Origin of the sequence: Paenibacillus solanacearum, from assembly GCF_910593845.1 — a bacterium.
GTDB lineage: Bacteria > Bacillota > Bacilli > Paenibacillales > NBRC-103111 > Paenibacillus_G > Paenibacillus_G solanacearum.
Genome location: NZ_CAJVAS010000019.1, coordinates 53,682 through 67,877, shown reverse-complemented (window position 1 = coordinate 67,877; position 14,196 = coordinate 53,682). Strand labels below are relative to the sequence as shown.

Genomic DNA, 14,196 nt, shown 5'->3' with positions numbered 1-14,196 from the left:
TATGGCATCGTACACCGTGCTAACGGATACGGGTCTGTCGCTGGCGAAGGTGCTAAAAGAGGCGCTTGTTCCCGAACTGGTCGCTCACCCCGACGGAGTCGGCCTTGCCCATCCGCAGGATCGGGGGGAGCTGAACCTGAGCCTGTACTTGTATGAGGTGAAAGAAAATACGGACTTTCGCAGTCATCATCTGATCGATCAAGGCGATTCCATACGTTATCCGCCGATCGCGCTCGATTTATCGTACTTGATTACGGCTCATTCCGCCTCCGATGTGCTTACGCGGGCGATGGATGAGCATAGGATGATCGGCAAAACGATCCAAGTCCTCTTCGATCATCCGGTATTGAGCGGAACGGATTTGGTCGGCTCGCTTGTCGGGTCGGGTGCTGCGATTCGAATCACGAAGGAGGAAATCCCTCTGGAGACGGCCGTCAGCCTATTTCCCAATGTTCCGTATAAGCTGTCTCTGAATTATAAGCTAGGACCTGTCTTTGTCGATTCCAATCGAACAAAGTCTGCTGCTCGCGTCAAGGAGCGTCATGTGAGCCTGCAGCGGAAATAACGATTTGTCCGACCCGTCGCATCGATCGGGCATTCATTGAACCGATCTTGCATAATTTCCAATTCCGAAAGGAGGAACCGAATTCGGCAGAGGTCCCATTGCGATGAGACCGGTCGAATATCGGGACATGACAATGGCCGAATATTTATCACCCGGCGTTTACGTTGAGGAGTTTGACAGTGCGGGACAGCCGCTATCCGGCGTAAGCACGAGTACTGCCGGCTTCATCGGTATGGCGGAGCGGGGGCCGGTTGAAGGCTTGCCGGTGCTTGTGACAAGCATGAACGAATTCAAAAGAACATTCGGAGGGTATTTGTCCGAGAATCAGTTCGGCGCACATCGCTATTTGGCTTATGCGGCAGACCAATTTTTCATGAACGGGGGCTCGCGTGCCTACATTATGCGAGTTGCGCCTTCCGATGCCGCCGTCGCCGCGAGCAGCGGATATTTTTTTGAAATATCGGCCAAAAACCCGGGTGCCTGGGCGAACGAAATTCGAATTCACGGCGAGCCTTCCAGCAAGGCAAAGACGCAAATTTATGAGGATCTGGGTGAAGGTAAATATCGCGTGAAAAACAGCTCGGGCTTTCATGAAGGCGATACGGTTGTCTTTACACATGGCGCGTCCCGCATCATGAGCAAGGTCGTACATGCCCGAGATCGAATGATCGAGCTGGACCATCCGCTGGGGGGAGACGTCGTCGACAATAGCTTGCTTCCGCTGAAGACGCTGGCGACGGTTGAATTTAACTTGCATGTTGTATACGGCGAGGAGACGGAAACATTCGAGCACTGCTCCTTCAACCCGTCTGCGGCCAATTATGTCGATAACGCCGCTTCGCGCTCGGCCCTGGTTCACATCCGGGCGGTACAAGATGCCGAGGTGACAGAACTGCTCGGCGAAGAAAGCACATTCAGCATATCACTTGCCGGCGGCTCGGACGGTTCGTCCGGCGGAATCAGCCCAGATCAATATATCGGCGAGGATCGCGGACCCGGGAAGCGAACGGGCATCCAGGCGTTCGTCGATAACGATCAAGTCAGCATTATGGCGGTTCCCGGCGTTACCGATCCGAACGTACAGCTTGCGCTTGTGGCGCATTGCGAAAATCTGGGCAGCCGATTCGCCATTCTCGATATACCGCGGGAGAAGACGAAGGTGCCCGATGTGCTCACGCATCGCGATATGTTCGATTCCAGCTATGCCGCGATGTATAATCCGTGGCTGCAAGTGTTCGATCCCTTGGAAAAACGCAATATTTTCATTCCTCCCTCGGGCTCCGTAGCCGGCATTTACGCGCGCAGCGACAGCACACGCGGGGTGGAGAAGGCGCCAGCGAATGAAGTCGTGCGCGGCGTAACCGGGCTGGAGGTACAGTATAACAAAGGCGAGCAGGATGTTTTGAACCCGAAAGGCGTGAACCTGATTCGCAGCTTCTCCGGGCAGGGCATCCGCATTTGGGGAGCGAGAACGACGTCCTCGAATGCCCTATGGAAGTACATTAACATTCGCCGCCTCTTTATCTTCGTCGAAGAATCGATCAAGGCCGGAACGAATTGGGTTGTATTCGAGCCCAATGACGAGCGGTTATGGGCGCGCGTGCAGCGCACGATTGATGCATTTTTGACCCGTGTGTGGCGAGGCGGCGCCTTGATGGGGTCCTCCCCGTCGGAAGCGTTCTATATTGATATTAGCCGCAACACGATGACCCAGGACGATATTGACAATGGCCGCCTTATTTGCGTGGTTGGCATTGCGCCTGTGAAACCGGCCGAATTCGTCATATTCCGTATTACGCAGAAAACGAACGAGCAGTAATGCGCGTTACCCATAAAAAGAAGGGAAGGAAGTATAGCACATGGCAGGCGAACGCAATGATCCGTATCGCAAGTTCCGATTTCGCGTAGAGGTGGAAGGAATTGAGCAGGCTGGCTTCAGCGAGGTATCCGGATTTGATGCCTCCCTCGATGTAGTGGAGTACAGGGAAGGCACAGATGTAATAACGCCAAGGAAGCTGCCCGGGCTCGCCAAGTACGGCAACATCACCTTGAAATGGGGCGCCACCGAATCGTTGGATTTATTCGAGTGGGTTCAAGAGTGCATTGTCGAAGGATCGGTTGAAAGGAAGACCGTCACGATTATCGCTATCGATGAAGGCGGTGAAGATGTGGCGACATGGCAAGTCATCGAAGCGTGGCCGACGAAATATACGGCTCCGGATTTTAATGCTTCGGCTTCCGAGGTTGCCATTGAACTGCTGGAGCTGGCGCATGAAGGTATGCTTCGCACACAATAATGAACGAACAAGGATAGGGGACAGCGGAATATGCGTTGTTCCTCCATCTTTCTTCTTTGTTTTCACTCGCTTTAGACACCACAAGGAGGGTTATGATGTCATTTCGTACGGAATATGAGTTTGTGCTGCCCAGAGGTTATGTGGACGAGAACGGAACGCTCCACCGGTCCGGAACAATGCGGCTCGCGACGGCAGCCGACGAAATTTTGCCGATGCGCGACCAGCGCGTGCAGCAAAATCCCGGTTATTTGAGCATTATTTTATTGTCCCGCGTGATTACGGAGCTCGGCGATGTTCGCGCGGTCGATACGAAGACGATCGAGAAGCTGTTCACGGCGGACTTGGCCTTTTTGCAAAACTTTTATCGGGAAATTAACGATACGGACAAGCTGACCGTGCGCGCGATTTGTCCCAAGTGCGAGCATGAGCATGAGGTTGACATTTCTTTTTTATCCGAAGCGGAAGGGGCTTAAGCGTATTTCCTGAGGATCAGCTCTATGAGGAAACAGGCTTTATCGCTTACTACTTCCATTGGTCCCACGATGAGATTATGAATATGGAGCATCGGGAGCGCCGCAGATGGTGCGAGGAAATATCCAAAATGAACCGTAAAATAAGCGACGAGCCGGAAAAACACAATCCTTTCGATGTGTTCAAAAAGAGGTGACAAAGGTGCTGCGCAAATGGTTTTCGATCCGTCCTTATGTGGTAGGCGTATACCGCTTCAGGGTAGAGCTTGACGGGATGCTGGTGGCGGGTTTTTCCGAAGTGAGCGGACTTACAGCGGTAACAGAGCTGCAAGAGGTGCCGGAGGGCGGATTGAATCAATATGTGCACCGTCTTCCCGTACGAACGAAGCTCGAACCGATTGTTCTCAAACGCGGCATGACATTGACCAACGAGCTGTGGAATTGGTACGCGGATGTGAGGGAAGGCCGTATCGTCCGCAAGAGCGGAGCGATTATATTGTACAACGAGTATGACCTGGAATTCCGCCGCTGGAATTTTTACGATGCTTACCCGACCAAATGGTCCGGCCCTGAATTGAACGCTTCCAGCAGCGACATAGCGGTAGAGGCGATCGAATTGACGCATAACGGATTCAAGGTTGCGAGCTGGTTTTGATGCAAGTGGGTGTCGGATGCGGCAGGCAACGGAAAACACAAGCTGGAGGGCACAGCCATGGGTGGGTCGGATCATCGACAACGGAATAACGGTATACGCCATCTAACCGTCCGTCATGTGCTCAGGGGGCAGGCTGCGAGTGTTGAGCAGTTGACGGATCAGCGGGGACGACAAGGAGCTGTTATGTCTTCTTATGGCGTCGGCCCCGGACTGTCGCGTTCGATTCGCTTTTCGGACGGGGGGTTCGCCGGACGAATCGCGGGCAAATATGGCTGGACCGTTGGGCATAAGGGGAGGCGAGGCCAGCTGGTTCACCGGCTGGGGTCAAAGGGAGGGAGCGATGATGCGACCCTGTCCTTCTCCATCGCGCTGCACCTGCGGCATCTTCGACTGCTATCGAACGTACGCCAGTCGAGCCGTGAGGCGCATTACGAGCGGTTTGCCGGTGGGCGCAGCACGCCCTCTGCGGAGCTGAAGTCTCCCCGCGCTGTAGCAGCGCAGCTTGTGCGCTCAGCCGCTGTCGCCCACTCTGAGATGGTGCGGTTCCAAGGTACGGAGAGGGCACAGCCGTCCGCTGTGACGGAGACGAATCTGGATACAAGCCCTGCCATGGCTTATCTCGCCCTTGGCACGAAGGCCGTGTATCGCCGGGGTCAAGCCCCGGGCGGAGAGGCGGCATACTCTGCTCCTCAAGCAGCGGTATCGCGTCTTTATCCGGTGTACAGCTTGCCAATAACGACACAATCGTCAGCGGACCTCCGCTTGTATACCGGACGAGGTCCTTTCTTTGATATAAAGGGGCTTGTCAGCCCGATTTACTTCTATGCCGGACAGGTCGTAATGGCTGCCCGGTCGGAGAAATATGCTGACCTTTCTTTGTTTAAGCAAGGGAATGGCAAGCGGCAAGCGAGCATAATATCTTGGCTTGCTGCAACGGCACAGGAGCTATCCGAGCCGGCGCGACAGCCTCGATATGGAGCGAGGGCGCAGGCCCGCCTTGTACAGCGCTCGAACGCAGCGAATAGGTCAGGCGTTGCTGCCGCAGGCGCGATAGCGGTGTGGGAGCGGCTCCGCTTATGGCATCGGGTTAGTATGATCACACGGACTTTGACCGCAATGCAGCCCGCCACTGTGGAGAACCAACGAAAGAGTAGCTCTTCCCGTCCGGAAGGCGCAGCGCGTGTCGGTTTCTATGATCAGACCGGATGGCGGCGGGCTCCGATGGCAGAGGCAGACGAAGCCCTCCGAAGCCCGAAGGCGCACTTACCGCTGCAAGAGGGACGGTTTCTCCAAGCCAGCGGTGTGCGGCATAAGCATGCAGACGCACCGGTTGCATATATCGGTCCACAGCCGCTTCGATTCCGTTTCATCCATAGGGATGTACGGCAATTCGCCGTCTTATGGCCGATAACGGACGAGACGTTAGATGTTTATGCGAAGCGGCTCATGCGTCGTAAGGCATGGCAGCCGGTGCTTCAGCCTCAGCGTTTCTATACCCTCGGTCCAAACGAGGGGCTGCCAGCTGCGCGCAGGCCACACGGAATGGTGCCGTGGGAAGCGCCGGTAGCGAAGCTTCGCCACAGCATAACGACGTGTAAAGCCGGGGCAGTGCTCGGGCATGGTGATCACGTGCCAATACGAACTCGTGGTATGGCGCTGCGGCAAAGTGAACTGACTGTAAGAGAGGCCCGTGTAACACGATATCATAGCGATCTGGCGGTAAGAGAGGGCCGCATAATGCGTCAGCGTAGCGAACTGACGCTGGCGGAGACGTGTGCAGCGCGTCTTCTTAGCGGACAGACGCTAACGGATGCCCGTGTAGCGCCGCGTTGGTCAAGCGAACTACCGCTGGTGGAGATTCGCGCAACGCGCCGACCTCGCGTTCAGACGTTAACGGGTGCTCAGATAATGGCACATCGGCAAAGCGAACCGGCGCGGATGGAGATTCGTGCAACGCGCCAGCCCATCGGAATTGCGCATGGTTCGAATGCAATTCGGATCCGTGCTATGGTTATGCATGCGAACAGCGAGCTTAATCGTAGATTGCGGCATCCTGCTGCCATCAAAGGTAACGATGCGATCACGCCGTTCGTACGACAGATGAAGCTTTTAGGCTTTGTCACAAGTCATACCGGCGTTTTTCCATATCGTGCTGACGCCGTATCGGCGGCGAATATGTATTTGACGGGACAGACAGTCGGTCGGGCAGAGCAAGAAAAGGACCGCTGGCTGCTCAGAATGCCGTCACGCACAGTGCGGCAAAAGACGCCTGTCCCGCAAGCCGATGATTTCTTTCAATATAAACATATGGATTATTCGTCTGCCCGGTTGGACAGTATGCTGCCGCGTACACAAGCAGCATTAAAGCAAACCGTGAGTGAAATCAATACAAGCGATGTCGTAAGGGGTCATTTGCAAATCAGGGGCCATGAGCTCTTTGCTAGGCGCTTGTCAGTACAAACGGCGCTGGAAACGGCAATGATCAACAGTCGTCTGTTGGGGCGGAGAAATTCCCCATTGCCGAAGCTGCCCTACAATTTGCTTCAGGAAGCAGGAAATTCGCGTCCTCATGACCGGGGTGTGCGGCTTGTTATGCCGGTACGCCGCCTATCCGGCGATGCAGCGCCGACGCCGATCCGCATCGAGGAAAGCCGCCTGCGAATGGGCGGGGCGCCTCCAACAGTCAGCGGAAGCTTGCGACTTGCAGCCGGCTGGAGGCAGCGAGCGGCACCGGAGTGGGCAAGCGGGACATCGCCGTTCACATCGCCGAAGCGGTCTGGCACACTCGCAGAGGTGCGGATAGCCGCCAAGCCGCTTCAAGGAAGCGTCGGCCGTTTGGCAATCATCCATCCGGTGGAACAGGGATCTCCTGCTGCGGTATCAGGCGCGGGCACGGCTCGCCCAGGCGTGAGAGGGGACCTGTCGCTGCTGCAAAGGCCGGTCAGCCGGCGAGCCGAACTCTCTCAGAGCAGGCATGCGGAAGCAGCAGCCGAGCGGAGTGCACGGACGATCCAGACAGCTCTGGCGATCCGTCCGACCAGAAGGGACACCGTCAGCGCGCCGTTCATCGCCAGAAACCGGCGAATTGCAGATGCTGCGGGAGTTGAGGCCGGCAGGGCAGGGAAGCCCATATCACGCCACCCCCGCCTGCATGTCCGCCTGAAGGCGAACCTGTCCAATGCAGCGGCGCACGAACATCAAGATACGCTGCTGTATCGGACGAGAGCAGCGTACCAGGCCAGCAGGAACGCCCCGGTATCGATAGGCCCGCAATCCATCGATACAAGAGCTCACGGAGCCTCGCAGCGGCTTGGCGCCTGGCGCGAAGCGGACCGATCAATGCGTTGGCGGCATTCGGCGTGGGGCCGAGCCGAACGCCCCGCAGCGTCGAAGCGAGCGCTTGAGATGATGGACACGGCCCGACATCTTACAAGGCGATCGCAAGCGAAAGCGTCGCGGCCTAACACAAGCAGCGCGTACGGGCCTAGCGTGATTCGCCGGCATTTCGAACGGCCGCCGCTCGATGCGCGCGCATTCGTTTCGGCGGAGCAAACGGCCCGATTGTCTCGCGCGGGCATGAACGCATCCCCGCCGCGACCGTCGCAATGGCCTTCTGCGTCTGCCGCTTCGGTGCTTGCCAGCGGCGGCCAGCTTGTAACGGACCTGACGCCAGCATTGCGGACTGTGATCGGGGGACGTAGTACGCCCGGCCTAAACCGTCCGCAGCCTGCGAGGATGGATCGAATCGGCGCGACGGCGGGAGCGGAGCCTGCCGGGAGCGGTGCCTGGGCGGGCATCGCGCCGCAACATCGGGTATCCCCCGCCGCTCCCGCCGCCACTACCTCGCATGCTGTCAAGCGTAGAGGAACGAGCGCGGCGGGACATGAGGATGAACGCCGGGAACCGCAAAGACATGCTGCCCGCATGGAGATAGCGGCAAGAAAGGCATCGAGCCAACCTGCTTCGGGGCCGGCGCTTCAAATGATGGAGCACGCGATTCAAGCCATAGAACGCGATCTGAAGCACGCCAAAGAGCTGTGGTCCAACCCGCCGATCGATACGAGGCGGCTTGCCGATCAGATGATCAAGGAAATGGATCAACGGATGCGGACGATGCGGCAGCGGCGGGGAATGTAGACGGTATACGATATTGACAACAACCGGGGTGAACGGATTTGGCGTTGAAAAAAGCAATGATTGTTGTATTCCGGGGTCCTCATACCGAGCGTGTGGACGTGCTGTTTAATCCGAGCGAATATGCTTTGAATGCGTCCAACCAATACGCATGGCAAAGAATCCCCGGATTAAACCAGCCGATTGCCCAATTCGTCAGCGGAGAGGCGACAACGTTGTCGATGGAGCTTTTTTTCGATACCTACGAGGTGCAAAGGGATGTGCGCAGCCATACCTCGCTCATTACCGGTTTGCTTGAAGTGGACAAGGACCTGCACGCGCCGCCCCAGTGCAAATTCGTCTGGGGCACGCTGCAGTTCAAGGGGATCGTCGAAAGCGTCTCCCAGCGGTATACGATGTTTCTGGAATCGGGCATTCCGGTAAGAGCTACGCTGAATGTGACATTTAAGGCTGTGCAGAGCATTAAGGAGCAGTTTACGCACATCCCGCGGCAATCCGCCGACCGCACGAAGCAGCGCACCGTCAAGCAGGGAGAACAGCTGTGGCAAATCGCCGCTGAGGAATACGAAGATCCCGGTCTGTGGAGAGAAATCGCCCGCGCGAATGCCGGACTCAATCCGAAACGGCTGGAGCCCGGTACGATGATCAAAATTCCGCGTTTGTACGGGTAAGGCAGGTGAACCGATGTCCGAAGTGCAGTTGGGAACAGATCAACACATGTTCGATGACCTTGAAAAGAAATACAGGAACTTCGTCGCGCCGGCGTTCAAGCTGCTGATCGACCATCAGGATGCGGTCAGAGAGGGGATGGCCGTAACGAATCTTACAGTGGAGCTGACGACATCGCAGGAGGCCGACTCGGTTACCTTCACGGTCGGCAACGCGTATAATCCGGTCACCCGCGACTTCGAATGGCTGGAGCGGATGTTGACGCTTGGCCGGACGCTGGAGGTGCATATGGGCTACACCGACAGGCTGACCCCGATTTTTTTCGGGTACATTACGGCTGTGAATATCCGGTTTCCGGCTGGCGGCACCCCGCAGCTTACGGTAACGGGGATGGATCTTTCCTTCAAAATGATGCGGGGGCGAAGCGCCAAATCATGGGCCAACAAAAAAATTACCGATATTGTGAAGGAAGTCGGACAGCAGTACGGCGCGAACAGCTTCGTGATCGACGCGACGACGAGCGCCCCGGAGAGCTTCCCCAAAAAGCCGGACAATGATTACCAGTTTCTGCATTCACTGGCGCAGTCGCTTAATTACGAGTTTTTCATTGTGGGCAAAACGTTGTATTTTCGCAAAAAAAACCAAAACAAGGCACCCTTGATGACATTATCGTGGGGGAAGCATTTGATGAGCTTCAATGTCGAGCAAAATATTGCCGAGCAAGTGACTAAAGTGATTGTGCGAAGCTGGGACGCGGATAACCGCAAGGTGATCGAGTCTTCCGCCGATTCGGTGAACAAAATAGGAACCAACTCCAAAACGGGCGCCGATCTGCTGAAAACGCTCGGTTCGTTCGAGGAATATTTGTACTTGAATGTGGAGGATGCGCAGGACGCTGCGGCAAAGGCCGAAGCCGCCATGAACGAGCGCGCCATGAGGCTGATAACAGGAGATGCGGAATGCATCGGGCTGCCCGAAATAAGAGCCGGCCGCTATATTATGCTGGATGGACTCGGCAAGCGCTTGAACCAGCCGTATTACATCAAAGGCGCGACGCATACGATCAATGAATCGGGCTATTTGACTCAATTCCAAGTGCAGGGAAATGCGGTGTAGCGATGAACGGAATGTTTGACTCCCTTTACGCTTCCGACAGCAGCACGAACGGCCTTGTTCAGGGCGTGTATGTCGGATTGGTAACCGATAATAAGGACCCCGAGAAGCTGGGGCGCGTAAAGATTGAAATTCCGATTTTTGACGACAAGAATGCTCTCGATTGGGCGAGAGTGACGTCCCTTATGGCCGGAAAAAGCCGCGGCATGCTGTTCGTGCCGGAAGTGGGCGATGAAGTGCTGGTGGCTTTTGAGCTTGGAGACATCCGCAAGCCGATCGTCATCGGATGCTTATGGAGCAAGAAGGAGCCGCCTCCGGACGGAAAGGACGATCAGAACAATATTCGCAAAATCGCCTCGCGTCTGGGGCACGAGATCGTCTTCGACGATACGGAGGGAGACGGGAAGCTGACCGTCGGTACCAAGAGCGGCCATAAGCTGGAGCTCCTCGAAAAGACGGATAGGATCAGGCTGCAGGAGAAAAACGGCAAGAGCGTCATTACGATCCAGGGCGGTACAGGCGACGAAATTGAAATCAAGAGCGGCGTCACCACGATCAAGATCGGCAGCAACGGCGATGCCATCGTGGAAAGCGCCAAAAGCATTAAGATCAAATCCGCTGCGATTGCGATCGAAGCGACAGCGAGTTTGGATTTGAAGGCTTCCGGCGCCTTGAATATGAAGTCGGACGGACTCATCACCATAAAAGGGTCTATCGTTAAATTGAACTGATTGAAGCGGCGGAGGACTTGCAATGTCAAAAGCATTTTTGGGCCAAGGCTGGAAGTTTCCGATTGAAGTGGATTTCGCGACGGGCCGTATTAAGCAAACCGCGCATGAGGACGATATTGCGGAAGCGATCCGCATCATCATCTGGACGGCCAAGGGCGAACGTCTGATGCGGCCTGAATTCGGCTGCGGCATCGACCGCTTCCTGTTCGAAGGAAGCGATGACACGACCTTGCGGCTCATTGAAGCGGAAATCGAAGAGGCCATTCGTCTGTGGGAGCCTCGCGTGCATGAGATTGAGGTGCGGGCGGAGCGGGATGCGGCGAAGGTGGAGAAGCTTCTGATTCAAGTACAGTACAAGGTCAGAACGACGAACAATTTGTTTAATCAGGTATACCCCTATTACTTATACGAAGGATCAAAATGAACGGGCGGAGAGAGACGATGGACAATCGCAGTACGGGTGCAGACGCACGGTCCCCCTCGCCAATGATCGACGAAAGAAATATGGCGGAGCTCCTTCAGCAAATCAAGCAGATGGCGCCTTTCTATACGCCGGAGTGGCGGTTTCGTCCGGAGGACCCGGATCCGGGAACGGCGTTGTCTCTCTTGTTCGCACATTTGCTTGAGGGCAATATCCGGCGGCTCAATCAGGTGCCGCACAAGAGTTTCCTTACATTCCTGAACCGGTTTCAGATCGGACTTGCTCCGGCGCGGCCCGCACTGGCGCAAGTGACATTTCATCTGACGGAAGGCGCGCCGGAGCCGGTGCTTGTCGAGAAGGGGACGGCGCTTGCCGTGGCAGTCCCCGGCGATCCCGAGCCGGTGCTGTTCGAAACCGTGCAGCCGCTGCTTCTGACCCCGGCCAAGCTGACGGATATGCTGACCGTCAGTCCGGAACAGGACCGGATCGTCAGACTCGCGAGCGCTGGCGCGCTGTCGTCGCTGAGTCCGGACGGAAGCGGTGTGGCATTATTCGGAGGGGAAGGACAGAACGAACAGGAGCATGTCATGTATATACGGCATGATACGTTATTTCTGCTCCGCCATCCGGCCTATCTGGAGCTTCGCATCCACCATTCGCGTCATGCACATGCCGCAGACGAGGCGGTACAGCTATTAACGGATCCCTCCAGAGTGCGGTGGGAATATTACAGCGGCGGCGCATGGATTCCGTTCGATCGCGTATACGGGCAAGGCCCGCTCATTCGGCTTGTCAAGCTAAGCCGAATGAGCATCGATCCCGTCGAGCTTCAGGGTCTAAACGGAAGCTGGATCCGCAGCCGCGCCGTCTCGATGGGACGCCAGGGGGAAGCGCCGCTGGGCAAGGTTCAGCTTGATCGCATCGAGATGAAGAGCGAATTCGCCGCCGCCGGCGACGAGGAGGGAATCCCGCCCGACCGGCTCTATTTCAACGACATGCAGGTAGATCCGGAGCGCTGCCTGCCGTTTGGCGATATGTTCGCGCAATTCGGCTTGTTCTATGTATCCAGTCAAGAAGCGTTGTCTAAGCGGGGCGCGCTCATTTCGATCCGGTTCGATGCGGAATTTACGCCTTACCGTCTGCTTCCCGACCGGCCGCCGCAAATTCAATGGAAGCCGATTATGAAACGGCATGAAATCGAGAAAACCGAGATTCCCGACCCGGTCACCATTGCAGCCGTTATGTGGGAATATTGGAACGGCAGCAGTTGGGTGACTCTTCCGGTAGAGGCGCAGGCGAAGAAGCTGTTCGGCGAGCCGTGGGAAGGTGTTGAGGCGAGGGAGCTTACCTTTCTTTGTCCGGATGATCTCCGGGAGGTATTCGTCAATGCAGAGGAAAATTACTGGATTCGCGGACGTATCGTGCAGATCAGCAACGCGTATTCGCCGAATGCGATCTACTACGCTCCCGTTATTTCGAATGTGCGGCTGCGTTTCGGTTACGATCGTCCGGCGATTACGCCGCAGACCCTGCTGCTGTTGAACAATCTGGACTGGAGCGAACGGGCAAGCGAGGCGCAAACCGGAAGCGTCCCGTTCCGGCCCTTTGCCGCGCTGGAGGGGAGGAGTCCGGCGCTGTGGTTCGGCTTCGATTCGCCGCCGGAGCAAGGGCCGATCAGCCTGTATATGCACCTGAGTCCCCGGCGCGTAGCGGAGCGCGATAAGCCGGTCATGGAGTGGGAATATATGAAGAAGGCTGGCAGCGAGGTGGTGTGGTCTTCCTTGTCGGCCGCCGATGATACGAACGGGTTCACCCAGAGCGGAAGCGTCCGGTTCATCGGACCGCATGATATGGTGCGGGCTGTCCGCTTCGGCGCTGCAAGGTATTGGATTCGGGCGGTGAACCGGGATGGGCGGTACGATCGCGCGGAGGAGGCGCGTCACGCGCCGAGGGCGCTTAGCGTCCTGCCGAATACGACGCTCGTCGTTCAGCAGCAGACTGTTAGCAATGAATATCCGCGAAGGGTGGAAGTACTCGACCGGGCCGAAGAGCAATTGACGGACTATTACGTGCTCTCCCGGACCCCGCTGCTTTCCGAGGAAGTGTGGGTGGATGAAACCGGCATGCTGTCGGGCGACGAAATCAGCGCGCTCGAGCAGACAGGGGCGCCCGTCGAAATCATACGGGATTCGGGACAGCAGGTGATGCAGGTCTGGGTACGCTATGAGCCGGTTTCGCAGCTGCTGCGATCCGGTCCGGAAGACCGTCATTATGTGATGGACCGGGCTACCGGCCGATTGGCGTTCGGCGACGGGCGAAACGGAAGGAAGCCGGCAGGAGCGGGCGAGGAACATGTTCGCGTCACCTATGCGACGGGCGGCGGCGTACGCGGCAATGTGCCGGCGGGCGCCATGATGTCGCTGCAAAGCTCGATTGCCTATATCGACCGTGTAACAAGTCCGTATCCCGCTGCCGGCGGCTGTGATGCGGGCTCGGTGGAGGAAGCTATCGTTCGGGGACCCAAACGTTTCACGCACCGGGGCCGCGCTGTCACCTGCGAGGATTTTGAATGGCTGACGCGCGAAGCGCATCCCAATGTGGCTAAAGTCAAATGCTTGCCGAATGTGAACGTGAAGCTGGAAAAGGAGCCGGGCTCCTTATGTGTCGTCGTCCTGCCCAAATCCGGTACCGACGGAGCACACTTTCTGGAGCTGAAACGAACGGTGGAGGCTAGTCTGCTAAGGCGGGCGGCGTCCGCGCTTGCTTTCCCCGGCCGTCTGCAGGTCATTGGGCCGGCTTTTCTGGAAATCGGCGTGCAGGCCGTCGTCTGGGTGAAGCATATGGACGATGTCGTTCCTGTAGAGAGGGAAATCAGCCGCAAGCTGAATATGTTTTTGGACCCGCTGGTCGGCAATGCGGACGGGAGGGGCTGGAATATCGGCCAAATCGTGCATTCCTCGATGTTTTATGCGCTGCTGAAGTCGGTCGGGCCTGTCGTGCATATTCCGCAGCTGGCGTTGGATGTGGTTAAACTGGAAGACGGCATGCGGACCGAGTGGAATCCGGAGAAGATCGGCGATGTGCCGCATGGCGTCGTTGCCGCCGGCCGGCATCGGATCCGGGTGGAGGTCAAGAAGTAGA

General features: G+C 56.9%; 12 protein-coding genes. All 12 read left to right on the top strand.

The features are described from left to right. Position 1: 1 nt before the first annotated feature. The 12 genes from KXG62_RS19700 to KXG62_RS19650 all read left to right on the top strand — a co-directional run bounded on the left by KXG62_RS19700 (position 2) and on the right by KXG62_RS19650 (position 14,195). Entirely contained in the window at positions 2-565 is a 564-nt protein-coding gene (locus KXG62_RS19700; protein ID WP_218093718.1) for a Pvc16 family protein, read from the top strand. 133 nt (positions 566-698) lie between these two features. Further along, positions 699-2,384 carry a phage tail sheath family protein gene (locus tag KXG62_RS19695; RefSeq protein ID WP_218093755.1) on the top strand — a complete coding sequence of 562 codons (1,686 nt, stop codon included), beginning with the start codon at positions 699-701 and terminating at the stop codon, positions 2,382-2,384. Positions 2,385-2,424: 40 nt separating this feature from the next. After that, on the top strand, positions 2,425-2,862 hold the full coding sequence (locus KXG62_RS19690; protein WP_218093717.1) for a phage tail protein: 438 nt from the start codon (positions 2,425-2,427) through the stop codon (positions 2,860-2,862). Positions 2,863-2,957: 95 nt separating this feature from the next. Further along, positions 2,958-3,335 (top strand): phage tail assembly protein, encoded by a 378-nt coding sequence (locus tag KXG62_RS19685; RefSeq protein ID WP_218093716.1) that lies wholly within the window; start codon positions 2,958-2,960, stop codon positions 3,333-3,335. Next, on the top strand, positions 3,314-3,529 hold the full coding sequence (locus KXG62_RS34530) for a DUF6760 family protein (RefSeq protein ID WP_343223500.1): 216 nt from the start codon (positions 3,314-3,316) through the stop codon (positions 3,527-3,529). The genes KXG62_RS19685 and KXG62_RS34530 overlap by 22 nt, the downstream gene beginning before the upstream one ends. 5 nt (positions 3,530-3,534) lie before the next feature. Continuing rightward, positions 3,535-3,987 carry a phage tail protein gene (locus tag KXG62_RS19680; RefSeq protein ID WP_246627537.1) on the top strand — a complete coding sequence of 151 codons (453 nt, stop codon included), beginning with the start codon at positions 3,535-3,537 and terminating at the stop codon, positions 3,985-3,987. A 183-nt stretch (positions 3,988-4,170) separates the two neighbouring features. Continuing rightward, a complete protein-coding gene (locus KXG62_RS19675) occupies positions 4,171-8,124 on the top strand; it encodes a hypothetical protein (protein ID WP_218093715.1) in 3,954 nt (1,317 codons plus the stop codon). Positions 8,125-8,162: 38 nt separating this feature from the next. Then, on the top strand, positions 8,163-8,792 hold the full coding sequence (locus KXG62_RS19670) for a CIS tube protein (RefSeq protein ID WP_218093714.1): 630 nt from the start codon (positions 8,163-8,165) through the stop codon (positions 8,790-8,792). Between the two features lie 13 nt (positions 8,793-8,805). Next, positions 8,806-9,906, top strand: a complete 1,101-nt coding sequence (locus KXG62_RS19665) for a phage late control D family protein (RefSeq protein WP_218093713.1) — start codon at positions 8,806-8,808, stop codon at positions 9,904-9,906. Positions 9,907-9,908: 2 nt separating this feature from the next. Beyond that, on the top strand, positions 9,909-10,634 hold the full coding sequence (locus KXG62_RS19660; protein WP_246627536.1) for a phage baseplate assembly protein V: 726 nt from the start codon (positions 9,909-9,911) through the stop codon (positions 10,632-10,634). A 22-nt stretch (positions 10,635-10,656) separates the two neighbouring features. Further along, positions 10,657-11,058 (top strand): GPW/gp25 family protein, encoded by a 402-nt coding sequence (locus KXG62_RS19655; RefSeq protein ID WP_218093712.1) that lies wholly within the window; start codon positions 10,657-10,659, stop codon positions 11,056-11,058. A 17-nt stretch (positions 11,059-11,075) separates the two neighbouring features. After that, positions 11,076-14,195 carry a putative baseplate assembly protein gene (locus KXG62_RS19650; protein ID WP_218093711.1) on the top strand — a complete coding sequence of 1,040 codons (3,120 nt, stop codon included), beginning with the start codon at positions 11,076-11,078 and terminating at the stop codon, positions 14,193-14,195. Position 14,196: the final 1 nt, after the last annotated feature.

What these genes read in the sequence shown, in the direction of transcription:
- KXG62_RS19695 (WP_218093755.1), top strand. Translation starts at nt 699, where the DNA reads ATGGCCGAATATTTATCACCCGGCGTTTACGTTGAGGAGTTTGACAGT.
- KXG62_RS19675 (WP_218093715.1), top strand. Translation starts at nt 4,171, where the DNA reads ATGTCTTCTTATGGCGTCGGCCCCGGACTGTCGCGTTCGATTCGCTTT.
- KXG62_RS19655 (WP_218093712.1), top strand. Translation starts at nt 10,657, where the DNA reads ATGTCAAAAGCATTTTTGGGCCAAGGCTGGAAGTTTCCGATTGAAGTG.
- KXG62_RS19690 (WP_218093717.1), top strand. Translation starts at nt 2,425, where the DNA reads ATGGCAGGCGAACGCAATGATCCGTATCGCAAGTTCCGATTTCGCGTA.
- KXG62_RS19650 (WP_218093711.1), top strand. Translation starts at nt 11,076, where the DNA reads ATGGACAATCGCAGTACGGGTGCAGACGCACGGTCCCCCTCGCCAATG.
- KXG62_RS19660 (WP_246627536.1), top strand. Translation starts at nt 9,909, where the DNA reads ATGAACGGAATGTTTGACTCCCTTTACGCTTCCGACAGCAGCACGAAC.
- KXG62_RS19700 (WP_218093718.1), top strand. Translation starts at nt 2, where the DNA reads ATGGCATCGTACACCGTGCTAACGGATACGGGTCTGTCGCTGGCGAAG.
- KXG62_RS19665 (WP_218093713.1), top strand. Translation starts at nt 8,806, where the DNA reads ATGTCCGAAGTGCAGTTGGGAACAGATCAACACATGTTCGATGACCTT.
- KXG62_RS19685 (WP_218093716.1), top strand. Translation starts at nt 2,958, where the DNA reads ATGTCATTTCGTACGGAATATGAGTTTGTGCTGCCCAGAGGTTATGTG.